The sequence below is a fragment of the Natronobacterium gregoryi SP2 genome (assembly GCF_000230715.2).
Lineage (GTDB): Archaea > Halobacteriota > Halobacteria > Halobacteriales > Natrialbaceae > Natronobacterium > Natronobacterium gregoryi.
The window spans coordinates 1,884,169-1,909,936 of sequence record NC_019792.1; the positions used below are offsets into that span (position 1 = coordinate 1,884,169).

Consider the following 25,768-nt stretch of genomic DNA (forward strand, 5'->3'; position numbering starts at 1 on the left):
CGAGAACGCACATGGCAGAGAGAGTCTCGAGTGACCATCCATCGGTTCGGACGGTCCGCACGACGTGTACCGAAACGGCAACTGGCGTCGAGCTATCGATCCCCGCAGACGATCGCGGTGCGTTCCCGACCGACGAAGTCGTCCGGATCGTCCTCGACGGCGACGAACGATTCGCTCGAGTGAAGCGGGCGTTGACCGGCGACGAACTGTCGATTCCGGCCGTCTACGAGACGCCGGACCTGGCCCGCGACCCTTCCGGCGGCGTCGATCGACTCGCCGAGTGGGTCGACGACCACGGCATCGTGACGGGTGGGTCCGTACTCGTCGACGTCGTCGAGCCCGACTTTCTCTACGGGCTCCGCGAGCCCGGTGATATGGCTTACTACGACGCCTACGAGCCGCCAGAAGAGAGTCTCAGCGACATCGCGGAGAATCTCGAGGACGGGACGTAGGTCGGCTGTTGTACCTGCGTCGAGAACCCGAAGTCGGGTCGACGGTCACGCAGGGCGAACCCGTCGGCTACAGCCGGGAGAGAAACGCATAGAGCAACAGTCCAAACGAGAGATGTTGGATCATCGTCTGTTCGACGGTCTGCTGGACGTAGGCCTCGTCGTCGATCGAGTATTCTTTCGTCTGGACTTTCGCTTGCATCGACAGGACGTCTTTCTCGTCGAGTTCGTGCAGTCGGGGGTAGACGGTGCCCGGGCTGACCGTCGCATCGAAGAGGTACGACAGATCCGAGAGCAGTTCCTTGCCGTGAGTTTCCTCGTGGAGAGCGATGAGCAACAGGAGCACCTCGTCGAGGTTTTCCTTGACGAGGTCCTCGTCGAACGTGATCTCCTCGATCGGGAGCGCACTGTCGACGTATGTCATCATCTCGTCGAGTTCGCGTTCGATACCATCATCCGCTTCCGTCTCTCGGCCGATCTCTCTCGTCGCTGACTGCTCGGCCGTCGCTGCTATCCGGGCCAACTCGGCGAAGACGGACTCAGTACTGGTTGTGTCCTTACGCATTGACGATCACCGGTTTGGGTCCCGTGACTGCCGCTGCTCGTTCGCCGTCGGCCACACCGGTCCGACGATCCACCGAAGCACGGTACCACACACGACTATTCAATCACTGGGACACGTATTAAACGACAGGGAACCGAACGAACCAGATTACGATATTTTAACTCGTGGTGATGAATATAATAATCGTCAGGTAGCAGTCTCGCCGGAGGATTCTCATTCCAGCATCAGAAAATCCACAAAACAGTAGATAATCTCTCGAGAACATCTCGAGCGTCTACATCCAGCGCAGAAACTAGGGCCGGTAATACTGTTTTGGCCACTCATCTACACAGTATCCAGATGAACACTGTTCGTTCGGTTGGTATGTGGGGGAGCAGGCGGGCCGTTGCAGTTATTTTTCGAGACGGGAAGACGGTCCGTATGGAACGTATCGATGTCACAGACGGATTCAGTATTCACGACCATCGACGGAAACTCAAACTGCTGAAAGACAGCGGTGACACGCGCATCCTCGAGCACCGCGGAGGGATCAGCTGTCCAGCGTGTGGCGAGACGTTCGATCGACTGTTCGTCACTGAACAGTCTACGACATCGTTCGAGACACCCCCTGATCGCCCCTTCTGTCTCGCGCGTACCGACGAAAAGCTCCTTTTGATCACTCACTAGCGAATCGACACACGGAACGTCGATAACCGAGAACCCCTCGCGGTGTCGTGGTCGCCTCGAGAACGCCGTGTTCTTTCGGACGGTTTCGGCTCGACCTGTGGCGGCCGTCCCAACGACGACCGCTACACTTCTCGGATCGTGATCCCTTCGGGCCGGAGAACCACACCGACCTGCTCGGTCTCTTCGCCGAACGTCTCTTCGTGTGAGGTGATGTCGTCGACGCCAGCACCGACCTCGAACCGGTCCGCATCCGGCAGCGTGTGGAACGTCCGACGCTCGCTCTCGCCGAGTTCGAAGTCCTCGAGGAACACGACGTCGTTGCCGGCACTGACGCGAATGCGAACGAGCGTCTCGCGTGGCAGATCGTTCTGGACGATGATGGCGCCCGACCCGATGCCGGGAATTGCGTCCATGGCGGCGTTTTGTAACTGACGGACGCGAGCGCGGACGGCCGCCGGATCGTTCCGGTACTTGACCACGCCTGCGCCGACGAGAGCCAGGCCGAGTAACGACGCGAAGAGCAAGAGTGCGTTCGCACTGCCTGGCATGCTCGGAAGCGTTATCGGGTCCGACGTTTCGCCGTCCGGCGTCTCCCCCGTCGTCGCGGTCGCGGCGGTCGAGTCGTCTTCGGTCGAGGCACCGTACGAATGGGTCACTCCGTCTTCCTCCGCAGCCGGCACGTCCGAAGAGACGGTCGCTTCTTCGTCCGGTTCGAGGGTCATCTCTTCGGAGTGAACCGTCTCGCCGTCGAACTCGAGCGAGACCGTCTGCGTGTCCGTGACGCCACCGGCGTTGCGAACTGTGGTCGCTATCTCCATGCCGGATTCGGGGTCTTCGATCCCGACGAGTGACGTCTCGTCGATTTCGAACTGAGCCACGTTGTCCCGGACTTCGACAGTCGTCGTAGCCGTCGCGTCGCCCACGGACGCGCGCAACTCGAGTTCCGGCGGTGCGTTACTGGTCAGGTCGAACGTGACGGCTTCGTCGATCGATTCGCCGGGTTCGAGCTGGATCGATCGCATCGTGGTCCCGTTCGATTCGACGGCGAAGGAGTTCTCGATCTCGAACGTGAGCGTGTCCTGTCCGGGCGTTTCGCCGTTCTCCGTCACGATAGCAGTAGCGTCTAGCGGTTCGTGACGGGCTGCGGGATCGGTGACGTTCGCGAACGCGACGTCTGTGTCCCGGTCGAACGTGACTGTCGCGTCTTCACCTGGCGTCTCGATTGCGACGTCGGTTATCGGCGGCTCGTTGGCGTCCCGATCGTAAGTGAACGTCTCTGCGACGTCTGCACCGTCTTCGAGCGTGATGTAGCGGTAGTCTTCGAGCGTTCCATCGATAGTGAAGTTTGCGGGGAACGTCGTCTTTCCAGCGGGAAGGTCGCCATCGTACCCGAAGGAGCCGTCGACCTCGAGCGTGCCACTGGAGCCGAGTTCGTCGATGTTGGTGCCCGTGACCGACGCTTCGATGTTGTCTTCGTACTCCTCTCTGGAGATGACGTCGACTTGGTCGGTACTCGAGTCGGTGTCGCTTGCGACCCGAACGTCGACCTCCGGCACGTCGTCGTCTTCCGTTTCGTACGCGTACGTAATCTCTCTGGTCGAACCTGCCGACAGCCCGATGATTTCGGTTCCGACCTCCGAGCCGTCGACGTAGAAACTGATCGGATACGACACTGCTCCTTCTGGAACGTCTCCATACCGGTGTACCCGCGCCGTTACCTCGAGTTCGTCACCCTGTATCGTCGGTGACGTCGTCTCGGTGATCGACACTGCCGCTCCGGCTGCTTCGATGGTGACGTCTTGCGATTCGACGGCTTCCCCATCGGCGATGTCGATCTCGAACTCGTTTGCGATGTAGTGTGTCGCTCGCGTTTCCAGATCGAACGTATGCGTGATCGACTCGCCGCCGTCGATGTCGATCGTCTCGTTCGACGCTGCGAGCTCGCCGCTGCGCTCGAGCAGTCGAATTACGCCGTCGACTTCGTGAGCGTTCCCCCAATCGTGGTTCTCGATCTCTGTCTCGACGGTGAGCGTCTCGCCCTCGTCGGGATCGTTCGCCTCGAGAATCTCGACCGTCAGGTCGTATACGTCGTAGTCCTCGTACTCGACGGGAGCGCCGTCGACGAAGAGTTGTTCGTCGCTTTCGGTCTGTACGGTTCCGTCCTCGCGGTTCACCTCGAGCGAATCGGTGTCGGTGATCGATCCGTGAGAGTCCCGTTCGAACACGACGAGGTCGGGATCGTCACCGCTAGAGATGTGAGCTGGTTTCCCATCCTCAGTCTGTGCAACGTCGCCGCCGTCCATCGTCTGGACGACCCGCCGATCGTGCTCTTCGTGATCGTCGATCACGAGGTACTCGCCCCCAGCGGTTACTTTCGGATCGGGAGGCAGATCGTCGTCGGTAACGATCTCCCCACTCACGACGTGATCGTCCTCGAACCGAACGACGATACGCTTCTCGTCGTCCGGCTTATTCACGTTGGGTGAATCGGACAACACGGGGGCGTGACTCGAGTCGTCGACACTCGACGTTTCGATGTCTGTGGCGTCGTTTTCCAGCACGCCGTCTACGGCACCGGCGTTTCCAACGACGTAGACGAGACTGCCGGCGACCGCGAGAACGAGAACGACAGAGAGGATGACAGCGAGGAGAACCTTCGCCTTCTGGGCGGACGAACGGGAGGCGATACGGGTCACAAACGTTCGCAAAGAGGACAGCGGCTTGGTAAGCAGGGTCACGTTCATCCAGACGACACCGGTCGTGTGTCTGCAACTGTTTGCATGGGTCCGTAATATACTCTCTGGGCGAACGCATTCATGAACAGGTCCCAAACGTCGAATCGGCCGACGCGCTTTTCACTCATTGGTGAGACGATACCGTAACGATGAGCACGGGTCACGGGTGTGATAACGACGATATCGACGACGACCCCAGTCGTGAAGCAAGTGGTCGGTCGGTTACGGGAGTAACCGACCGATCGACGTTCGACCGTCGGCAGGCTCTCTCGGCTCTCGGCACTCTCTCGCTTGCGACGACTGCGGGCTGTCTGGGATCGCTCGATCTCGGTGGTGGTCGAGAAGAAATCTCACCGGTCGAGCCCGGTGACGACCCCGACGCAACCCCCGGCGAGTTCTACTACCTGCTCGAGGCACACGAGATCGACGTCGACAGGCTTCAGCTCGATCCGGAGTACCGAATCGAAGACGAAGTCGCCAAAGCGATGTTCCTGTTTTACAACTCGAACGCCGAGGACTTCGAGGCGTCCGACAGCGAGATCTGGACGATCTACGAAGCGTTCAAAGAGCTCGTCGACCACGGCACGGACGTCGAGTATCTAATCACCGACGTCCAGGGTGGCTTCGACGAACAGGTCGATGGCTGGAGCGTCAACGCAGTGTGGGCCGAACAGCACCTCAACGAGGACGGCATCACCGACGACGACATCTGGCATTCGATCGTCACTCACGGGAAAGTCTACGAGGGCGAACATCGATACGAGGACGGCAGCGGAGGCATCGAGATCGGAGGCGACGGAGATCAAGCAGGTGAAGACGGTGAAATCGACGAGGGATAGCGATAGCAGCCGCTCTCCCGCCCGCCGTCTACAGGTAGGACGATTGCTGGGCCCGATGCACACACCGACGCTCAAAACCAACGTTGAATATCTAGCGGTCCAACACGTACACACGAACGCGAGACGATGGCTGCGCCCCGCACCGTGCAGGTGATCTAGAAATATGTCGCTATTCGAACTCGAGCGAAACGCGGAATTCGAAGAGCTCGTGACCTATCTCGAGGAGAGTTCCAACACGGACATCCGTCGTCGAGCGGCGGAAATCCTCGGCGGACTGGCTTCGGAGGTCACCAAGAGTCGATTTCCGCGGGAAGACATCGTCAATCCGTTGATCGCGACCGCACAGAACGACGACGACGACGAAGTCAGGGCGGCAGCGATCGACGCGCTCGATCAGTACGGACAGGACGCACTCGAGCAGTTCATCGGCGAAGTGTCGGGCCAGGATGTCGAGAACGTCGCCAAGTGGAAAAAAGCACAGATACTGGCGAAAGGGCTAAACGCCGATCGCCCGGAGTTGCGGATGGCTGCTGCAACGGGCCTGGGCCGGATCGGCGAGGACAACGTCGTAGAACACCTCGTGAAGCGGCTGAGCGATCCAGACCCACGGGTTCGAAAACGAGTCGCGCGCGCACTAGGACGCATCGGGTCACCCGAGCCTGTCCCAGCGCTTTCACAGCGACTCCACGAGGACCGATACGGCATCCGGGTCGAGGCCGCATACGCCCTGGCGGATATCGGAACGAACAACGCCTTGCGCGAACTCGTCGACGTGGCAGAAGCCGACGACGAGCGACTCCGCCGGATCGCCGTCGACGCCCTCGGCCGTCTCGGAAGCGTCGAAGCAGTGGAAGTCCTCGCGGAAAGCCTCCAAGACGAGGCCGAAGTCGTCCGTCGGACCGCGATGTTCTCGCTGGTGGAGTTGCTGTCGGAAGCGCCGTCAGACGCGAGTCACAAGATCCGAGAGAAGATCGTCGGTGAACTCGAGCAGGTAAACGAAGCACAGGTCGAACAGCCCCTGATCGACCTGCTCGAGAAGAGTACCGAGACTGCACAGCGCCGAAACGCGGCGTGGCTGCTCGGTCGGGTGACAAGCGAGCAGTACCGCGAAGAGGCCCAGGAGACACTAATCGACACCCTCGCCGACGACGACGAGATGACCTCGAAGTTCGCCGCGACGAGCCTGTCGATGCTCGACGGCGGGAGTCTCGAGGAGCGACTGCTCGAGCTCGTCGAAGACAGGCACCGCGACGAAGGGGCCCGCGTGAAGGCGCTGTTCGTCCTCGGCAAGATCGGCGGCGAGGAGTCTCGAAAGCGAATCTCCGGGTTCGTCGACCGGACAGAAAGCGATCGACTGCGCAAACGCGGGTTCTCGGCACTCTCGAAACTCGGCGGAGCCGGCGCACCGAGTGGTGACTTCGCATGAGCACATCCGAGCAAAAACTCGCGGACGTTACCGGACAGTTCACGCAGGTGGTCCGGGACGGTCGAAAACTCTCGGATACCGACTGGTCTAACGGACGTATCATTCTGTCGAACAAACGGATCGTGATCGCGACCAACAGCGGGAAACAGACGATCCAGCTCCCACAGATCCAGTCGATCCGGGGGCGATACGACGTCAATCAGACGGTCGCGAAGGTCTCGGACTACATCAGTATCAACGCCGGGAGTGACGTCTACCTCGTCTCGATGGGCAACGTCGAGGAGTTCGAACTCCAGTTACAGAAGGCTATCCTCGACGGCGAGATCGTGTTGATCAAACACCCGGCGGTAAAAGGTGGCGTCGTCCAGGAGTCTTCCTGGGAGAAAGCCCGCGTGAAGATCAACGAGGGCGTCGCGAACTTCGCCGTCGAATCCGGCTCGCTGGTCCAGATCGAAGTCGACGACGTTGGCACCGTCGAGAGCGACGAACGACACATCCGCGGACAGGAGCGGCCGGTGATCGAAGCCGAACACACCAAGGAAGGCTCGAGCGTCCAGACGTACCTCTCCGGTGGTGCACAAAACTGTGCGATCCTGAAGTCGGTACTCGACCGCGGTGCCGAGAAAAACGCCTCACAGATCGACCTCTCCGGAAAAGAAGAAGAAGTACTGATGGCGATCTACTCTGGGGTGTCGCCGTTCGAAGTGCCCGAGTTCCTGGACATCGACACCGACGAGGTCGAAGAGATTTACGAACGACTCGTCGAACTCGACGTGTTAGAAGAGGTCCGAGTCCGCCGAGAGGTTGCTCTGAAGCCTCGCGGACGGAACATCGCCAGCGAAGCGATGAGCAGCAAGTGAGACGGACCGCTGTCCTCCACCCCGACACGACCGCCCACCCAGTCGCCACTGTGCCAGCACTGACGCACAGTCCACCGTCTGCAGGCCGTTCGTGACGAGACACGACACAACTGTCCAGTCGGACGCGCTTCGTTACTCGTGTTTGAGATAACTGACGTCGCGCTCGAGTTCGTACCCCCGTGGAACGCCGACGTACTCGAGACAGTCGTCACAGATCGGCTTGGCGTAGGTCCGGTTGTTTCGCTTCCCGAGGACGTTCGCGTCCTCGAGCATGACGACGTCCTCACAGCGACTGCATTCGATCTTCTCGCCGTCGATGATGTCCATTCTACTATGGGTTCGGTGGACTGATGGAATAAGTCTCTCGGCCGGCGACGCGAACGACGTACGAACCGATGGCAAACGGTGCGTCGAGAGACCGGCGGCCGGCGCTCGAGTACGCTTTTATTTTCTGACACACCGTACGCACTGGCTCGCAGGGTGCTCGAGTGACCAGTTCTCGAGGAACCGCTCGTCGACAGCCACAACGCTTGCTCCGGTTTGTCGTGTCGTCTGGAGTGACTCCGAAGAAGACATTTAGGGAAAATTGGTCTGGCAATTATAGTTAAGTATGAACGTCGAATATCGGCAATAAGGTTTAAATTAGGCCTCTGAACGGCAAGTAGGCTTAAGTAATGTAAGGGGGGCGAGTAGATTTATGTCGAGCCAGTCAAGTGTGTCTGACACGTTCCGCAGCCACTGGTCCCTCCATGGCCAGCACTGGGGAACAATCACCAACTATGTTCGAACGAGTAACAGACGAGGAAGAGCGCGGCCAGGTGGGTATCGGGACGCTCATCGTGTTCATCGCGATGGTGCTTGTCGCAGCGATTGCGGCAGGGGTCCTGATCAACACCGCCGGCCTTCTGCAGTCACAGGCAGTTGCGACCGGTGAGGAGAGTACAGCACAGGTGTCGAACGTCGTCCAAGTCAATACGGCGACGGGTCAGGTGACCGAAGATCCTGGCCAGACATATAACTTCGAGAACGGACTCCAGTTCGTTCTCCCCGGTGACACCGGAGTGGGTGAAAACGAGATTGATTCCGATTTCGACGGGGCTGTCTGGGGTCCAGATGACGTGGAGCTCGATGATGGGGATATCCACGTAACCGTCGAGGATAACAACGGCGACACCATCGAGAACGAAGAAGAAGACGACCTCGAAGGTGACCTCGATTCCACTGACGTTGACTTCCATGATGAGGTTGAGCTCACCGGTGAAACCACCGTTATAGTCGAGTTCGACGAGAGCATCGACGGCGATGCAGAAGACGCAGTCGATGAAGACGACGAAGACACCATCGAACTTCGCCTGAACAGCGACCTCGCTGAAGAGAACGACGAGCTCGCGTTCCACATCGAACCAAACGGCGATGAAAATGACGAGCTCGACGTCCGTCTCGACGACAGCGACAGTGACGCCCTCGACGACGGCGTCTACGACGAAGTCCGCGAAGCCTCGGTCATGGTTTCGCTCGGACCCGGCGCTAACGCCGTCGACCTCGGTGCAGCGACGTTCGAATTCGTCGGCGACACCACCGTCCGTGGCCAGGCCGAAGAACTCGACGACCTCGAGATCCAGTCTCTCGATGGCGATTCGACGGACAATCAGGTCCTCGAGGGTGACCGGAATCTGCAAGTTCACATCGAACTCTCCGAGGACAACGACGGTTTCAACACGATCGACGCCGGTGACTCCGCGGAGTTCCGCATCACCACGGCTGACGGCTCCCAGACCGTCGAAGTGCTGATGGCTCCGTCCGCGATCACCGACAGCGCAGTGAGCCTGTAGGATCGCTGCCGTCGTGTGACGAGACCGACCGCACACGTTTGCGGTCGGGTCGCCTTTGTGACGTTCGGAATTTCGTGACCGTGGCCGTCGTGCTACGGGAAGACACGCCCCGTTTTGGGCGGTCCTTCACGTCGCGCGGTTGGTCGACAGAAATATACTCTAGCTGTCCTTTCTACAGTAAGTAGATAAATATATTTGCCGCCAGGGGTTGTATTTATTCACTCGTGGGATCTGGTCTCGAGGGTGTTTAATCGCTTGTACGGCCAAAGTAGGTAAATACTATAATCGGCTGGGGGAAGTACTGAGACGTATCGGCAAATAGATTCAAGTCATGTCGGGTTGGCGAGTAGCTTTATTACGAGATAGTCGAAACTGACGGCCACGTTCCGACGCGCGACAGGTAGTTGTGGCGCTGTCGGGGCAATGTAATCCAACAATGTTCGAACGAGTTACAGACGAGGAAGAACGCGGTCAGGTGGGTATCGGGACGCTCATCGTGTTCATCGCGATGGTACTTGTCGCAGCGATTGCGGCAGGTGTCCTGATCAACACTGCCGGTCTTCTGCAGTCGCAGGCAGTTGCAACGGGTGAAGAAAGTACGGCACAGGTCTCTAACGTCGTCCAGGTCGACTCTGCGACGGGGCAGGTGACCGAGGACGCTAACGACGAGTACGACTTCGATAACGGTATCAGCTTTAGCGTCGACGATGATTCGGAGTGGCTCAATGATGACGAACCCGATGTGGAGAACTTCGAGGTGACTGTCAAGAACTACGATGGAGATCCTATTGACGAAGATAACCATGAGGTCGATACCGGCGACTTCGGCCTCGAAGACGTCGCTGCAGATGAGTTTAATAACGACGAACTAATCACCCTCACTGGTGAAACTACCGTTGAAATCGAATTCGAGGACGGCACTGCAGCTGGCGACCTCGATGAAGACGCCGAAGACACCACCGAACTCCGTCTGAACAGCGATCACGTGGACGAGTACGATGAGATCGCCTTCGTAATCGAGTCGAACGGTGAGGACAACGACCAGATCGACCTCACTCTCGACGATGATGCCCCTGACGCCCTCGCGGATGGCGTCCACGACGACGTCCGTCAGGCATCCATCATGGTCTCGCTCGGCCCAGGCGCTGACGCCGTCGACCTCGGCGCAGCAACCTTCGAGTTCGTCGGCGACCAGACCGTCCGCGGTCAGGCCGACGAGCTAGAGGACCTCACGATCGAAGACCTCGAGGGTGACGACGTCGACAACGAAGTTCTCGATGGAGACCGTAACCTGCAGGTTCACATCGACCTCGCAGAGGACAACGACGGCTTCAACACGATCGACGCCGGTGACTCCGCGGAGTTCCGCATCACCACGGCTGACGGCTCCCAGACCGTCGAAGTGCTGATGGCTCCGTCTACGCTCACTGACGACGCAATCAGCCTGTAGACAAGCTGATGTTGGTGACGGCCGCTGAGAGCGACCGCGACCGCCGCGGTCAGGTCGGCGTTGGGACGCTCATCATTTTCGTCGCGATGGTGCTCGTCGCTGCACTAGCAGCGGGCGTCCTCTTCCAGGCTGCCGACGAGTTGCGCTCGCAAGCCGAGGTAACCGGCGAAGAGAGCACGGCACAGGTTGCAAACGACCTCACCGTCTACTCGACTGTCGGCACAGTCGACGGCACCGGTGAAAACATCGACCGGATCGAGATGACAGTCGGAATGGTCTCCGGTTCGAACCCGATCGACGTCGGCGGCTCGCTCGTCGACTACCGCACGTCGAACGGGCAGACGTACCTCGAGGTCGAAGACGTGAAAAACGGAGACGCCGTGCTCGAGTCGGACGACGACCGGCGGACGGTCGTGATCGAGGTCGACGACCTCGAGGCAGGTGCGGAGGCGACGGTGACGCTGATCACGAGTGATAATACACGGATGACTACTGATCTGGAAGTCCCCTACGAACTCGAGGCCGGCGAGTCCGTCCCGTTGTAAACGCCTCGAGACGCTTCAGGGCCGGGCCGAATCCTGTCGTGGCGATTCGATCTTTTAGCCGACGCTTGGGATGGCATCAGACGAACGCAGATTCGTCCGTTCGCTATCGTTTATATTCGGCGCTTGTTTGGGTTCTCCTAATTATAACGGAATTGAGGGGAATAGTAGTGGAAATTAGAAATGAATAGAACTCTTGCGAACGTTCGTAGATGGCGGTCACAGCCAATTTGCCACTTAAGACGGACAGTGATGGCAATTAGAGTTAAGTGTGGTGCAGCCTTTCGGCAAACAGATTTAAATACAAGACTCTTCGGCAAAGAGAGTTAAGTCATGTCGGTTTGGCGAGTAGATTTAATACGGGGCAGTCAGGAGTGTCTACTCACGTTCCGGCACCGGCTGACCTCGAGTACTCGAGTGGTGAAGGCGGTTGCTGGAGCAAGCTAATCCAACAATGTTCGAACGAGTTACAGACGAAGAAGAACGCGGTCAGGTAGGTATCGGGACGCTCATCGTGTTCATCGCGATGGTGCTCGTCGCGGCAATCGCGGCCGGTGTGCTGATCAACACCGCCGGTCTCCTGCAGTCCCAGGCAGTCGCAACGGGTGAAGAAAGTACGGCACAGGTCTCTAACGTCGTCGAGATCAACTCCGCCACTGGTCAGGTGACCGAAGACGCCGACGAGGTGTACGAAGACATTTACCTCGAGTTTTCGGAAGGTGATGGAGTGTCTGGCGATCTCGCAGATATTGACATAAACATCGAGGATGCTGCCGAGGAGAACGACGGCATAGATGACGATACTGCTGACACCTTCGACGATGGTGGCCCAGCCGATTCGCTCGCTGGTGAAACTACCATTACAGCCACGGCAACTGATGGTGCCGACGTAGACGGACTCGACGACGATGCATCCAACGTCGATGCAGACCTCGACCTCCGTCTGAACAGCGACCTCGAGGAGGACCTCGACAGTATCGACGTTACCATCAGCGCAGATGAAGAGGACGGACTCAGTCTCGACATCGAGGAAGAGGAAGATGGAGCTGACGCCATCGATGACGGCGTCTACGACGCAGTCCGTCAGGCCTCTGTCATGGTCTCGCTCGGTCCTGGCGCTGACGCTGTCGACCTGAGCTCGGCGACGTTCGAGTTCATTGGCGACGAAACCGTTCGTGGCCAGCCAGACGAACTCACGGATCTCGAAATTCAGGACCTCGACGGAGAGCCAGTCGACAATCAGGTTCTCGAGAGTGACCGCAACTTGCAGATCCACATTGAACTTGCAGAGGATACCGACGGCTTCAACGTGATCGAAGCTGGCGACTCGGCCGAATTCCAGATCACGACGGCTGACGGTGCCCAGACCATCGAGGTCCTGATGGCTCCGTCCACGCTCACTGACGACGCAGTGAGCCTGTAAGACGACAGCTGTCGGTGACGGTCGCTGAGAACGACCGCTGCAGTTGCGGTCTACGTTGGTTTTTGGACGCACGTCGTTTCGTGTGTCTTCGACGTGTCGCTCTAATCGGTCGGCGTTCCGACCGTTTTCTCGCTGGAGCATCTGTCGATAATTATATCTGAGCTGTGAATGTTTTAATAAAATGTTGAATAGGATTCCCCTTGCAGGATCTGTTCACCGACGTACTGCTGCGAACTTTTCTATTTAAACACGTACACAGCGGCAATCAGAACTAAATAGGTCTGGTGGGAGCGGCAACAAGTCTTAAGTGGAGAAAATATCGGCAAGGAGAGTTAAGTCATGTCGGATTGGCGAGTAGATTTAATACAGGACAGTCAGGAGTGTCTACTCACGTTCCGGCACCGCTGAGCACGTGACGTTGTGTGCAGACGGTTGCTGGAGCAAGCTAATCCAACCATGTTCGAACGAGTAACAGACGAAGAAGAGCGCGGTCAGGTGGGTATCGGGACACTCATCGTGTTCATCGCGATGGTGCTCGTCGCAGCAATCGCGGCCGGTGTGCTGATTAACACCGCCGGTCTCCTGCAGTCGCAGGCAGTCGCAACGGGTGAAGAGAGTACGGCACAGGTCTCCAACGTCGTCGAGATCAACTCCGCCACTGGACAGACGACTGAACCAGCGGACACTGAATACGAGGATATTCAGCTGGATCTTGAGTCAGATGCAGCTGAGGGTCAAGACTGGAACCTCAACGACGTCACGATAACAGTGAATGACTACGACGACGAAGAAATCGTCAGTTACGCAGAGACTGAGTTGGACGATTCTGAGTCACAGGATGAAATCCTCGACCACACTGAGGCAGAAGAGGAGTTCCTCACGGGTGTTACGACTATCGATGTCACTGTTGACGACGAAGATATTGAGGGGGGCTCCGACACAGTCGAGCTTCGCCTAAACAATGACCTCGAGGAACAGATCGCTAACGACGAAGACGACAACCTCGTGCTCACGATCGAGACGGAAGGCGAAGATGACGACCAGATCAACGTCGATGTCGAGCCCTCTGATGCTGTTGATGACGGCGTCTACGACGCTGTCCGCCAGGCCTCCCTGATGGTTTCGCTCGGTCCCGGTGCTGACGCCGTCGACCTCAGCTCGGCCACCTTCGAGTTCATTGGCGACGAGACCGTCCGCGGTCAGCCATCCGAACTCGAGGACCTCGAGATCCAGGACCTCGATGGTGACGATGTCGACAACCAGGTTCTCGAGAGTGACCGCAACCTGCAGGTCCACATCGACCTCGCCAGTGACACCGACGGCTTCAACGTGATCGAGTCGGGTGACTCCGCCGAGTTCCAGATCACGACGGCTGACGGTGCCCAGACCATCGAAGTGCTGATGGCTCCGTCCACGCTGACCGACGACGCAGTCAGCCTGTAAATCAGTCGCAGCGATTGACGACCGAAGACGGTCGTGACCACCACTGCGATATTGGGTGTTCGTTACGACTGTCCTCTTTCTGCCCGTGGAGTCGTTTCGGACAGTATATTCTCGCCGCAATACGTATAAAATATCATATGGTAGGGAAGAGAAGACAGCATATCTATGGATTAGGAGGCGGGAAGGTATACTTAAACAGAAACGGAACGGCAAGCAGAGATAAATGGGTTCGTCGCTTTTGGCAAGTAGATTTAAGTTTAGGAGGGGTTGGCAAGGAGAGTTAAGTCATGTCTGTTTGGCGAGTAGATTTAATATAGGACAGTTAGGAGTGTTTACCCACGTTCCGGCACCGACTGACCACGAGTACTCGAGTGGTGAGGACGGTTGCTGGAGCAAGCTAATCCAACTATGTTCGAACGAGTAACAGACGAAGAAGAGCGCGGTCAGGTGGGTATCGGGACGCTCATCGTGTTCATCGCGATGGTGCTCGTCGCGGCAATCGCGGCCGGTGTGCTGATCAACACCGCCGGTCTCCTGCAGTCGCAGGCAGTTGCAACGGGTGAAGAAAGTACGGCGCAGGTCTCCAACGTCGTCGAGGTTAATTCCGCTACCGGTCAGGTAGTCGATCCTGACTGGGAGGAATCCGAGGATTTCGACGATGTGACCTTTGAATTCAACACCGACATCGACGTAGCCGGAGACGATACTGTCGGGGTTACTCTAGAAGACGTCGACGAAGAGATAATCGACGGTGAAGACGGTACTGAGATTGCCCTTGATAGTGATGGTACGGATACAATCGAGGATGTGGATGGAGTCACTGGCGTGACCGAAGTTACTGTTGACTTCGATGCAACTGATGACTCTATAGTGGATGAGGAAAGCATCGAACTCCGAGTGACTGAGAGCCTCATCGACGAGCATGAGGATGGTCTCCCAATCACCATCGAAGACGACGGCGATGGCGAGATTTCACTCAGCGCACCTGATAATCTCGTCAACGACGGCGTCTACGACGAAGTCCGCTCGGCTTCCATCATGGTCTCGCTCGGCCCTGGCGCTGACGCAGTCGACCTCAGCTCGGCGACCTTCGAGTTCATCGGTGACGAGACCGTCCGCGGTCAGCCATCCGAACTCGAGGACCTCGAGATCCAGGACCTCGACGGCGAGAACGTCGACAACCAGGTCCTCGAGTCCGACGAGAACCTGCAGGTGCACATCGACCTCGCCAGTGATGTCGACGGCTTCAACACGATCGAAGCTGGCGACTCTGCCGAATTCCAGATCACGACGGCTGACGGTGCCCAGACCATCGAGGTCCTGATGGCTCCGTCCACGCTGACCGACGACGCAGTCAGCCTGTAACCGGGCGACTCGCCGTCTTCGGTAATTCGTAATTCGAATCGTTTCGATCGGGACGCAATCGTCGTCGGCCACCGCTCGTTTGCCGACGGCGACTCCCGGTTTGTACCGTTTCCGACACCACTACTTCCTGCGCCTGGCGTCTCCCGCACGGCCAGGCATTGGTGTCGCTCGAGACCGAAAGCGACGCCGATCTCTCCGCTCTCGAGCGGACGATTCAATGACGGCGACAGTCCGCTGGCCAGAGCGCTTTTGCCAGTGGCATCCGTTTCCCAGAGACGAATGGGGTTCAGTACTAGCGCTGCTGCTGCGATCATGCTGATCGCGTTTCTCGTAGCGGCTGGTGTGATGTTCCCCGCGATATTCACCGTGAGTTCCGATACGGGCGATGCATTCGCCGCCCAGGCGGACCAGACTCGCGACCAGGTGAACACTGCGATTGCCGTCGAACCGATCGACGACAGCGGGGGCGACATCGTCGTGGCCGTCGACAACGAGGGCACGACCTCGCTGACGATCACCGACACTGACTTGCTGGTAAACGGCGAGTTCGTCCAGCCCGACGGGACGGTCGTCGACGACGGCGAGACAGAGCGCGACGAGACCGACATCTGGCTTCCGGGAACGACCCTCGAGCTGACGGTCTCCGAGACGACGCTCTCCGAGAGCGGCATCGACGACGTCGAACGCGTGAAAGTAGTCACCGAGACGGGAATCGCGGACGCGACGGAGGAGGGATCGTAGATGGCGAGCGTTTCTGCCACTCACATCATCCTCTTTATCGCGAGCGTCGTGGTCGCGGCGGGCGTCGCGGGGACGATCGTCGTGGAGGTAAACCAGTTGAGCGACGCGGTCGAGACCCGCGGTTCGGGTGTCTCCGACGAGATTGCGACGGATATCCAGATCACGAGCGACGCGGGGTACGCCGAGTCGATCTACGACGGGGCCGACGACGAGGTGACTGTCCTCGTAAAGAACGTCGGTTCACAGAGCGTCCAAGCACAGCCGTCGGCGGTCGACGTGTTAGTGGACGGGCGGTTCGTCCAGAGTGACGACATGACGGTCGAGCGGGTCGACGTCGACGACGACACGTGGCGGCCCGGCGGCGTCGTCGAGGTGACGATCGACGTCGGCGGCGACGACCTCGAGGTCAGCGGCGACACTCGCGTGACGGTTATCGTGAACGATAACGAGGACAGCATCGACTTCCCCGCCGACTAACCTGACAAACCATGAGTAGCCTACTCGACGACGCCGACGACGAACCGGACGAAACCGACGACGACCTGCTGGGCGGTGCTGACGAGGGGTTGATGGGAGACGACTCCCTGTTCGAGGAGGAAGACGACGACGGCCGAGCCGACGAACAGGAGATGAACTACCGGCTCGACGAGATCGAGAAGGAAGTCGATAGTCTCGAGGGCCAGATCGAGACCGTCCGCAGCGAAAACGAGAAGATCAGTAACTCGATCGATACCGTCGAGCGAAACGTCGAGAAGCTCGTCGAGATGTACGAGATCGTCACGCAGGGTGTCAACCCGTTCGTCGGCGATCAGGAGATCGGCAGCGCTTTCGATTCGGCGACCGACGGGATGTTCGATCCCGACGAGGGTGGCGAAGGGTTAGACGACGACCTCGCCGAGAGCGAAGCCGATGAGTTCCTCGACGACGACCTCGCCGAGGACGAAGACGAGGGGTTCGATGACGAGTTCGAGGATGGACTCGAGGACGAACTGGAGGAGGACATCGAGATGGAAGCGGACGACGAGGAGTTCGACGATCTCGACGATTTCGACGACGAGGACGAAGAGTTCGACGATCTCGACGACCTCGACGACGAACCGGACGAGTTCGCGGAGGAACTCGAGGCCGACAGCGAGCCCGTCGACGAGCTCGGTGGGCTCGAGGACGAGCCGCCGGTCGACGAGAGTGAGGAGCTCCCGGAGAACGGCGAACTGGACGAGCCGCCGTATCTGGTCCGGCATCCGTCGCGTAACGACGCCGAGCTCGTCACTCTGGAGTGGCTTCAGTATCTCATCGAGACTGGCGGGACCGAGGGGGCGGCACAGACGATCGCGTACTACGAGTCGATCGGCTGGATCTCCGAGCCGATCGAGACCTACCTCTTGTCGATGCTCCAGGGGTTCGACGACAGGGCTATCGACGACGATCTCGAGCCTCGGTCGGTGTTGAGTGCGGACGAGCACAAACGCAGCCTGCAGTACATCGCGTGGATCGCACGGCCGGAGCGTGCGCCTGAACTGGATCTGATGAGTGGTCTACCCGGAGATTCCGCCGCTGACCCACCGTAACCGGTGGAACAGCCAGAAGTTTTGTATGCTGTGCATAACTACGTAGTCCGTACGATCGGACGAGTCGTCGGGCCGAACGTGCCGGGCGATGCCAGGGTCATCGAATATGAGCATTGCTGAAAACGCGTCGTCGGCAGCCAATCTGAGCAGGTCCATCATTCGGTCGTACGACCAGATGGAGCTGCCGACGCGGATCTACGTGCCTTTCGTTCTCGCTCCCGCATTTCTGATATTCCTCGGGACGATCGTCGCCGCGATCGTCATCGACGCGTTCCTCCTGGTCAAGCTCCTGATCCCGGTCTTCGGGCTATTGATGTTCGCGTCGGCAGTCGGTTATCCACGACTGGCCGTCGACAGCCGTCGGATCGAGATGGAAAACCGGTTTCACCTGTTCGTGATCCACATGACGGTCCTGTCGACGACGAACATCGACCGGATGGAAGTCCTGCGGAAGCTGGCGGCCGAAGACGAGTATGGCGAACTCGCCAGGGAGTTTCAGCGGGTCGTCGACCTCGTCGACGTCTGGCACATGAGTCTCGGCGACGCCTGTCGGCGGCGAGCGGCCGAGGTGCCGAGCGATTCTGTCGCCGACCTGCTCGAGCGGATGGCGTACACGCTTGGGGCGGGCCAGGGGCTCGACGATTTCCTGCTGAAAGAACAGGAAGTGCTGATCGACAAGTACTCCTCGGCGTACAGACAGTCACTCAGTAATCTGGACGTCCTGAAGGATCTCTATCTCGCGATGATCATCTCGATGACGTTTGCGCTCGTGTTCGCGGTCGTGCTCCCGCTGTTGACGGGGAACGATCCGACGCTGACGGTGACGCTGGTCATCGTCTTGTTCCTGTTCGTTCAGATCGGGTTCATGTTCGTGATCAAGGCGGTTGTTCCCGACGACCCGATCTGGTATCTCGAGGACGGGTATCGGACGTTCAGAAAGAAGTTGTTGCTCGCGTCGACGGTCGTCGGCGTCGTCCTGAGTATGATCTTCATCGTCGTCATGACGCTGATTTTCTTCGAGCTCATTCCGGGGTCGGAACACGTTCCGATCAAGGCCATTCCGTTGTTGATGTACATGCCGATCGCGACGTCGCCGCTTTTGATCCCGGGATTCGTGTTCTGGTATCACGAACGACAGGTGTTCAACCGGGATCGGGAGTTCCCGAACTTCATTCGTGCGCTTGGGGCAAGCGAGAGTGCGAAGCAGTCGACGACGACCGAAGTGCTGTCGACGCTCCGGAAGAAAGACTTCGGACCGTTGACTGATGCGGTCGACGACCTCTATCGGCGACTGAATATGCGCTTGAGTACGGGGCAGTCCTGGCGGTACTTCACCGGCGACGTGGGCTCGTATCTGATCCAGAAGTTCAGTGAGATGTACCTGGTCGGCCGAGACATGGGTGGCAGCCCGAAGAAACTCGGCGAACTCATCAGCAAGAACATGAGCGAGATCGTCAACCTGCGCGAGGAGCGCAAACAGCAGACGACGACGCTCGTCGGAGTTATCTACGGTATCACCGCTGCGTCGTCGTTCGCGTTCTTCATCGGACTCGAGTTAGCGATCATGATGTCTGGGTTCGACATCGGCCTCGATCGGACGGTTGCCGGCACGAGCCCGAATCTCGGTGCACAGCTCATTCACACCGAACAGTACGACATCCTCATGCTTCGGTATCTGATTATCCTCGTGTTGATCTTCAATGCTTTCCTCTCGTCGATCGTGATCCGCGTGGCCGACGGTGGTCACTTCGGGAACTCTTATATCCATTTCACTGCGCTGCTGTGGCTGGGGGCGATCACTGGCGCGATCACCCAGCGGCTGATCGACGCGCTCATCGTGGTCGACCTGTGACCTGCCTCGGGGTCGAGTGGTTCGAGACGCCAAGCGTCTCGTCATCAAGCGAGACCAGTGGTATCGCGGACATCGCAGAGTTTTGCTCCGCTCGGTCACGAAACTCTCGGGTTTTCGGACGACCTCGAGCACTCGGCCTGTCTTTTCTGTCGGCGGCCGAAAGATCATTTACGCGCGACTGTCGAGGATACAGTATGCGAGTCGACGAACTCCGGGGCCGATCGAATCGCGGCATCGAATCGGTTCACGCCGCAACGTTGCTGTTCGGGTTCACGATCGTGTTGTCACTGTTTATGGCTGGCGTCATCTTCCTGAACGGAACCGGACACTGAGACGGAATGCTGTCCCGGTTTCCCGGCGCGACCGCAGGAGGGCTCGCGGTCGGCGGTCGGCGGTAACTAGTTACGGCATTCCGTATGAGGCGGTTCGCTGTCGGCCGTTGCCGGTGTTTTCGCGATCCGCGGTGGTTGTACCGGGACGTCGGGACGACACCCCGTCCGAGGGCCGAGCTGTGAGCGTGGGTTCTCGCTGATCACCAGTCGCTGGTGGTGGTCCGAGGCTGCACTGCTGGGTCGAACTCGGCCGTGTGGGCTGGTTCGACAGTCAGATACGGCAGAAAGCGTGACAGACGCGTTACTCGAGTTCCGCGAGTAGTTCGCCGACGGTGCTTGTCGTGTCGAGGTCGTGTTCTTTGAGGGCTGCTCGAATCTGGGGCGCGGTTAGTGCCGCGTCGAAGTCGGACTTAGCAAAGAGCAGCGACGCTGCGCGGTCGGTCCGGGTGTTGCGTGCGACGTTTCGGGCGTACCAGAACACGAGGCTGTTGAACGTGTCTAGTACGTCGTTCGACGTCATCCGGTGGCGGGCCGTGTCGTCGCCGAACCGGGCGACGATGTCGAGTCCGTAGCGGGTGTCGGTCCGCTCGAGTTCGTCGGCCAGGAGGGATCTGGCGGCTTCGGGGCTCTGGACTGACCGGTCTGTGGGTGGTCGAGCGTCGCGACTGTCCCGCCGTTCCGGGCGAGTCTCCGACTGCCGTGCAGGAAGCGATTCGTTCCCTCTTCCAGGGACGTTCGGTGGGGTGCGGTCTGCCGACACCACGTATCGCCCCTCGGAGATTTCGTCGACGTACGGGCTCTCGGAGATGTCGAGGTCCTCGGGAGAGAGGACGCCGCCAGTATCGGACGCTGTCTGCTGTTCGTTCGGCAAGACCGGCGGCACGTCCGCGTTGTCTTTCGGGGAGCCCCCTTCGTTAGTGTCTGTCATGTCCACTCCGATATGCCGTCGTTCGGGCCCAACGAAAAAGAAACCTTTGCTCGAGCTAACTTACTGGGAGGGCGACACGATTCGTGTGCTGGACTGGTTTCGAGGGGTCCAAACAGCCATAATTACTTAATACGTCGACACTCAAGAGATTCACAGATGGCTACTCGTCGCAGCCCCAGTCGAAAGAACGGAAATCCCCAGATCGGGGGGCTGTGACGTGGTTCGAGCTACTATGGGTGATACGGCATGTTACTATCAATAATCGGGAACATACTCGGAGGCGGCGACGGTGGGAGTTCCGGGAGCAGCGACGACCTGCTGGGAGGTGATTCCTCCGCAACCGGAAGTACGAGTGACCAGGGCCTGATGCCCGACGCCGGTTCGGGTTCCGGGTCTAGCATGGAGGTAGACGATGGTATGGGTGGTGGTGACGACTTTCTCGACGACGACGGTGGCGACGGCTTTCTCGATGACGACGGTGGGTTCGACGGCGATAGCGAAGACGAGATGTCGTTTGGCGGGATGGACGACGGCGGCGCGTCGAGCGAACTCGAGAACCGCATCGACGAGATGGAAAACGACGTCGGCTCGCTGTCGTCGACGGTCAACACCGTCCAGAGTGAAAACGAGAAGATCAGTGACTCCCTCGAGGAGATCGAGGAGGACATTCGAAAGCTGCTCGAGGTCTACGAGATGGTGACTCAGGGCGTCAATCCGTTTGTCGAGGGCGACTCGATGAACGAGTTGATGGGCGGTGGCGGTCCTGGCGGCGGCGGCGGTGGTTTCGGTGGTGAGAGTCTCTTCGACAGTGGTGAAGGCGAGGAAGAGGGCGACGGAATGGACGACGACGTCGCAAACGCCGAAGCCGAGGAGTTCCTCGACGAGAGCGTCATCGACGACGAAGACGAGTTCGACGACTTAGACGACGAGTTCGGTGACGATCTAGATGCCGAAGCCGAGTCCGACGGGGCGGACGACGACGTGTCGTTCGACGACCTGAAATCCGAGTACGAGGACGGTGACGGGTTCGAGGACGACGAGTTCGAGGACGACGCCCTCGGAGACGACGGTCTCGGGGACGACGCTCTCGAGGATGGCGAAGACGAGTTCGGTGACGATCCAGTCGTGGACGGAGTCGACGACGGGTTCGAGGACGACGAGTTCGAGGACGAACTCGGCGTTGCGGACGACACATCGGACGAGTTGGACGACGAATTGGGGACAGAGATCGACGACGCAGGCTCCGACAGTGATGACGACGAAGACGTTCCGTGGGACGACGGCGGGCGACCGTACCTCGAAGAGATTCCCGCCGAGTACGACACGGAGTACGTCGTGATGGATTGGCTCGAGTATCTCGTCGAGAAGGCGGGTCTGAGGGGGCAGCACGGACGATCCGGTTTTACGAGACGATCGGTTGGATCGGAAAACCGGTCGACGACTGTCTCCAGACGATGCTAAACGGGTTCGACGGCGGCCCAGATGTCGAGGACCCGGAGCCGCGATCCTCGCTCGGAGTCGACCACAAGCGGAGTCTCTGGCGGATCAGCCAGATCTCGACGCCAGCGAAGAAGCGCCGTTCGTTCGATGAGTGGCTCGAAGAAGAGGGTATCTCGACCCGGAAGACAATCGAGATACAGGGAACGGGTGACTCGGACGAGTCCGACACGGAAGAGGTCGACGCGACTGCTGGACCGGCCGACCCAGAGCCGGCCGACCCAGAGCCGGCCGACGAGACGTCCGGCTCGGGCGACCTCGAGTCGGAAACGGAGCTGTCTTTCACCGAAACGATTGCGGACGGGCCGAAGAAAGCAGACACTGACGAGTCGACCGACGATTCTGCCACTGCTGTTGGGTCCGACGACGATTCTACCACTGCTGTTGGGTCCGACGACGATTCTGACAATGCTGTCAACGTCGCTGTCACGGACGCCGAGAGCGAAAGCGGGGGCGACGATGACTACGGACAGATCGCCCACGACGAGTGGATCGTCGACGATGATGTCGAAGCCGACCGGGAGATGGTCTGGGTAGACTCGGACGTCATGGAGACCGAGTCCGGGACCAAGCTCCACGAGGGGTACTACGGGTACGATAGTCACGACGACTACGCGAAGCCGATCCTCGTTCCGGAAGAACAGACTGACCTGGAGCCGTGGCAGGTCGAGTTTATCAATTCGGTCCTTATCTCTGACGAAACTGACTATGAGTAGTAGAGCCGACATCCTTTCGCTAGGACTTGACGATCGGGATCGCCTGAACAAGGAACTCGGTGGTGGCATCCCGACGGGGAGTATCGTGTTGATGGAAGGCGACTACGGTGCCGGCAAGAGCGCCCTTTCCCAGCGGTTCGCGTACGGACTGTGCGAGACCGGGAAAACCGTTACCTTCCTCTCGACGGAGCTAGATGTCCAGGGGTTCGTCGAGCAGATGGACTCGCTGGATTACAACGTCGAGGAACACTTGCTATTCGAGAACATGCTGTTCTTGCACGGCGACCTCGACACCGGTGGTGTCTTCTCCTCCGACGACAACGAAGAACAGCAACGCCAGGATCTGCTGACTGACCTGATGGAAGCCGACACGATCTGGTCGGGCGATGTCATCATCATCGACACGTTCGACGCCATCCTTCGGAACGATCCGAAGTTCGAGGCACTCGTCAGGGACAACGAGGAGCGACAGGCTGCCCTCGAGATAATCTCGTTTTTCCGTGATATCATTTCACAGGGGAAAGTGATCATCTTGACGGTCGACCCCTCGACTGTCGGCGACGAGGCGATCGGGCCGTTCCGTTCGATCGCCGACGTCTTCATGAAGTTGGAGATGATCGAGGTCGGTAACGACATTCGACGCCAGCTGTTCATCAAGCGGTTTGCAGGTATGGGAGAACAAGTCGGCGACCGGATCGGGTTCTCCGTCCGGTCGGGTACAGGAACAGTCATCGAGAACCGGAGTGTTGCGTAACGCAGTGACCGCTATATGACGGAAATGGGGACGCCCAAGCCGTCGGACGAGCTTCAGGAGCACGCGGCACGGCGGCCACACCTCCGCGAACATCTAAAGAAGTTCAGACAGATCACCGGTGAGTTTCCGGTTTTGATCGACGAACCGACGGCGGAACACGAAGTCGACCACCCGAACGTTCTCTACCCCGTCGGTGGACCGATCTACAGCCACGTCTACGGCGACGTGGGGACGAAGATGCAGTACTTTGCGATCGAGCCGACGCTGTCTGAAGAAGAACAGGACGTCTTCGAGAAGATCAAAGACTCGCTGTTGCGCCGCAGTACGACGAAGAAGGCTCCCGAGAAAGACGTCGAGTACGACGACCGCATCGAGGAACTGCTCAACGAGACGACCCACATCAAAGACGAGGAACTCGATAGCCTGATCGAGGAACTGAAGATCAAATTCCACCCCGGGATTCAGGAGGTCCCACAGGAGACGTACGAAAACATTCGATACAGGCTGAACCGGGACATCGTTGGTCTCGGTCCCCTCGAGCCAGTCATGCGTGACCCGGAGAACGAGGACATTCACGTGATCGGTCCCAACGAGTGTTACGTCGATCACGGCGTGTTCGGGATGGTCGAGACGTCGGTTGACTTCGGGACGCTCGAGGAGTTCGACCGCTGGCTGAACAACATGGGTGAGCGGATCGGCAACCCGATGACCGACGCCGATCCGATCATCGACTCGACGTTGCCGGATGGGTCGCGTCTGAACGTCATCTACAGCGACGACGTGAGTGTGAAAGGCCCCAGTCTCACCATCCGTCAGGGCGACGAGGTGCCGCTGACGGTGACCCAGATTACCAACTGGGGGACGTTGTCGCCCGAACTCGCGGCCTACCTCTGGCTGTGTCTCGAGAACGAACGGACGGTGTTCGTGGTCGGGGAGACGGCGTCCGGGAAGACGACGACGTTGAACTCCATCATGTCGTTTATTCCCCGTGACTCGAAGATCTACACTGCGGAAGACACTGCGGAGGTGTTGCCGCCACACGACACCTGGCAGCAGTTGTTGACCCGTGAGAGCCGTGACGAGGACAGTTCGGACGTGAGTATGTTCAACCTCGTCGAGGCAGCGCTGCGATCGCGTCCGGAGTACATCATCGTGGGTGAGGTTCGTGGTGAGGAAGGCCGAATGGCGTTCCAGGCGGCCCAGACCGGCCACCCGGTCATGCTGACCTTCCACGCGAGCGACATCGTCTCGATGATCCAGCGGTTTACCGGCGATCCGATCAACGTTCCCGAGACGTTCATGGACAACGCAGACGTGGCGCTGTTCCAGAACCGCGTCAAGCAGGGTGACGATGTCCTCCGTCGTGTCACCTCGGTCCAGGAGATCGAGGGCTACTCCGAGGAGATGGACGGGGTCGTCACCCGGCAGGTGTTCTACTGGGACCCAGTCGAGGACGAAGTCGTCTTCCAGGGGATGAACAACTCCTACGTCCTCGAGGAACAGATCGCGACCCTGCTGGGGTACGCGGACACCCGGAAGATCTACGACGACTTGCAGTTCCGGGCCGACATCATCGAACGGATGATACAGGAGAACATCCTCGAGTACCACGAGGTGAATTCGACGATCGACGCGTTCCAGCGCGACGGTGTCGAGGGGCTTCCGTTCCACGTCTCTCGGCCGGATTGACCCGTCTCCACGATCGCCGACACGTCGTCGGCCGATCGCTGGCGGGGAAACGGCTGCAAAAGGTAGTGGAAACGAATATTACAGAGAAACGACTAC

22 protein-coding genes and 1 pseudogene are annotated in these 25,768 nt (G+C 59.0%); 19 read left to right on the forward strand and 4 right to left on the reverse strand.

Translation table 11 applies throughout. The features are described 5' to 3' along the window. Positions 1–11 precede the first annotated feature (11 nt). Complete coding sequence (locus NATGR_RS09390) at positions 12–452, forward strand: DUF7112 family protein (RefSeq protein WP_005577772.1); 441 nt, start codon at positions 12–14, stop codon at positions 450–452. Positions 453–519: 67 nt separating this feature from the next. Here NATGR_RS09390 and NATGR_RS09395 read toward each other — a convergent pair whose 3' ends face one another. Next, positions 520–1,014 (reverse strand): helix-turn-helix transcriptional regulator, encoded by a 495-nt coding sequence (locus NATGR_RS09395; RefSeq protein ID WP_005577770.1) that lies wholly within the window; start codon positions 1,012–1,014, stop codon positions 520–522. 420 nt (positions 1,015–1,434) lie between these two features. Here NATGR_RS09395 and NATGR_RS09400 point away from each other — a divergent pair, with 420 nt between their 5' ends. Then, positions 1,435–1,680 carry a DUF7385 family protein gene (locus NATGR_RS09400; protein WP_005577768.1) on the forward strand — a complete coding sequence of 82 codons (246 nt, stop codon included), beginning with the start codon at positions 1,435–1,437 and terminating at the stop codon, positions 1,678–1,680. Positions 1,681–1,802: 122 nt separating this feature from the next. Here NATGR_RS09400 and NATGR_RS09405 read toward each other — a convergent pair whose 3' ends face one another. Then, the gene (locus tag NATGR_RS09405; RefSeq protein WP_005577766.1) at positions 1,803–4,424 is read right to left on the reverse strand and encodes a hypothetical protein; all 2,622 of its coding nucleotides are present in this window, start codon (positions 4,422–4,424) and stop codon (positions 1,803–1,805) included. A 140-nt stretch (positions 4,425–4,564) separates the two neighbouring features. Between NATGR_RS09405 and NATGR_RS09410 the strand changes: the two genes are divergently transcribed. The 3 genes from NATGR_RS09410 to NATGR_RS09420 all read left to right on the forward strand — a co-directional run bounded on the left by NATGR_RS09410 (position 4,565) and on the right by NATGR_RS09420 (position 7,540). Then, entirely contained in the window at positions 4,565–5,254 is a 690-nt protein-coding gene (locus NATGR_RS09410; RefSeq protein ID WP_005577764.1) for a hypothetical protein, read from the forward strand. Between the two features lie 163 nt (positions 5,255–5,417). Next, entirely contained in the window at positions 5,418–6,680 is a 1,263-nt protein-coding gene (locus NATGR_RS09415; protein WP_005577762.1) for a HEAT repeat domain-containing protein, read from the forward strand. Further along, positions 6,677–7,540, forward strand: a complete 864-nt coding sequence (locus NATGR_RS09420; RefSeq protein WP_005577760.1) for a CheF family chemotaxis protein — start codon at positions 6,677–6,679, stop codon at positions 7,538–7,540. Before NATGR_RS09415 ends, NATGR_RS09420 begins: the two co-directional genes overlap by 4 nt. Positions 7,541–7,672: 132 nt before the next feature. Here NATGR_RS09420 and NATGR_RS09425 read toward each other — a convergent pair whose 3' ends face one another. Further along, entirely contained in the window at positions 7,673–7,867 is a 195-nt protein-coding gene (locus NATGR_RS09425; protein WP_005577759.1) for a hypothetical protein, read from the reverse strand. Positions 7,868–8,319: 452 nt separating this feature from the next. Between NATGR_RS09425 and NATGR_RS09430 the strand changes: the two genes are divergently transcribed. The 11 genes from NATGR_RS09430 (at position 8,320) to NATGR_RS19910 (ending at position 20,088) form a co-directional block, all read left to right on the forward strand. Beyond that, a complete protein-coding gene (locus tag NATGR_RS09430) occupies positions 8,320–9,372 on the forward strand; it encodes an archaellin/type IV pilin N-terminal domain-containing protein (RefSeq protein WP_005577758.1) in 1,053 nt (350 codons plus the stop codon). A gap of 436 nt (positions 9,373–9,808) precedes the next feature. Further along, positions 9,809–10,822 carry an archaellin/type IV pilin N-terminal domain-containing protein gene (locus tag NATGR_RS09435; RefSeq protein ID WP_005577757.1) on the forward strand — a complete coding sequence of 338 codons (1,014 nt, stop codon included), beginning with the start codon at positions 9,809–9,811 and terminating at the stop codon, positions 10,820–10,822. 8 nt (positions 10,823–10,830) lie between these two features. Further along, a complete protein-coding gene (locus tag NATGR_RS09440; protein ID WP_005577756.1) occupies positions 10,831–11,367 on the forward strand; it encodes an archaellin/type IV pilin N-terminal domain-containing protein in 537 nt (178 codons plus the stop codon). Between the two features lie 451 nt (positions 11,368–11,818). Next, a complete protein-coding gene (locus NATGR_RS09445; protein WP_015233506.1) occupies positions 11,819–12,787 on the forward strand; it encodes an archaellin/type IV pilin N-terminal domain-containing protein in 969 nt (322 codons plus the stop codon). A gap of 456 nt (positions 12,788–13,243) precedes the next feature. Then, positions 13,244–14,230 carry an archaellin/type IV pilin N-terminal domain-containing protein gene (locus tag NATGR_RS20425; RefSeq protein WP_005577753.1) on the forward strand — a complete coding sequence of 329 codons (987 nt, stop codon included), beginning with the start codon at positions 13,244–13,246 and terminating at the stop codon, positions 14,228–14,230. Between the two features lie 408 nt (positions 14,231–14,638). Then, the gene (locus NATGR_RS09455; RefSeq protein WP_015233507.1) at positions 14,639–15,595 is read left to right on the forward strand and encodes an archaellin/type IV pilin N-terminal domain-containing protein; all 957 of its coding nucleotides are present in this window, start codon (positions 14,639–14,641) and stop codon (positions 15,593–15,595) included. 279 nt (positions 15,596–15,874) lie between these two features. Continuing rightward, positions 15,875–16,336 (forward strand): flagellar protein F, encoded by a 462-nt coding sequence (locus tag NATGR_RS09460; protein ID WP_015233508.1) that lies wholly within the window; start codon positions 15,875–15,877, stop codon positions 16,334–16,336. Further along, the gene (locus NATGR_RS09465) at positions 16,337–16,813 is read left to right on the forward strand and encodes a flagellin (protein ID WP_005577747.1); all 477 of its coding nucleotides are present in this window, start codon (positions 16,337–16,339) and stop codon (positions 16,811–16,813) included. It begins immediately after the preceding gene. A gap of 11 nt (positions 16,814–16,824) precedes the next feature. Continuing rightward, entirely contained in the window at positions 16,825–17,904 is a 1,080-nt protein-coding gene (locus NATGR_RS09470) for a FlaD/FlaE family flagellar protein (protein ID WP_005577745.1), read from the forward strand. A gap of 106 nt (positions 17,905–18,010) precedes the next feature. Next, the gene (gene flaJ / locus NATGR_RS09475; RefSeq protein WP_005577743.1) at positions 18,011–19,756 is read left to right on the forward strand and encodes an archaellar assembly protein FlaJ; all 1,746 of its coding nucleotides are present in this window, start codon (positions 18,011–18,013) and stop codon (positions 19,754–19,756) included. Positions 19,757–19,950: 194 nt separating this feature from the next. Further along, entirely contained in the window at positions 19,951–20,088 is a 138-nt protein-coding gene (locus NATGR_RS19910) for a hypothetical protein (protein ID WP_015233511.1), read from the forward strand. Between the two features lie 301 nt (positions 20,089–20,389). On the opposite strand, the gene NATGR_RS09480 is transcribed toward NATGR_RS19910, so the two are convergent. Beyond that, positions 20,390–21,016, reverse strand: coding sequence for a DUF7500 family protein (locus NATGR_RS09480; RefSeq protein WP_005577741.1), 627 nt, complete (start codon positions 21,014–21,016; stop codon positions 20,390–20,392). Between the two features lie 570 nt (positions 21,017–21,586). Between NATGR_RS09480 and NATGR_RS18865 the strand changes: the two are divergent. The 3 genes and pseudogenes from NATGR_RS18865 (at position 21,587) to NATGR_RS09500 (ending at position 25,672) form a co-directional block, all read left to right on the forward strand. Further along, positions 21,587–23,229 (forward strand): annotated as a pseudogene (locus NATGR_RS18865) (FlaD/FlaE family flagellar protein). Continuing rightward, positions 23,222–23,983 (forward strand): ATPase domain-containing protein, encoded by a 762-nt coding sequence (locus NATGR_RS09495; protein WP_005577739.1) that lies wholly within the window; start codon positions 23,222–23,224, stop codon positions 23,981–23,983. The pseudogene NATGR_RS18865 and the gene NATGR_RS09495 overlap by 8 nt, the downstream one beginning before the upstream one ends. A 15-nt stretch (positions 23,984–23,998) precedes the next feature. Then, the gene (locus NATGR_RS09500; RefSeq protein ID WP_005577737.1) at positions 23,999–25,672 is read left to right on the forward strand and encodes a type II/IV secretion system ATPase subunit; all 1,674 of its coding nucleotides are present in this window, start codon (positions 23,999–24,001) and stop codon (positions 25,670–25,672) included. The last annotated feature ends 96 nt before the right edge of the window (positions 25,673–25,768 follow it).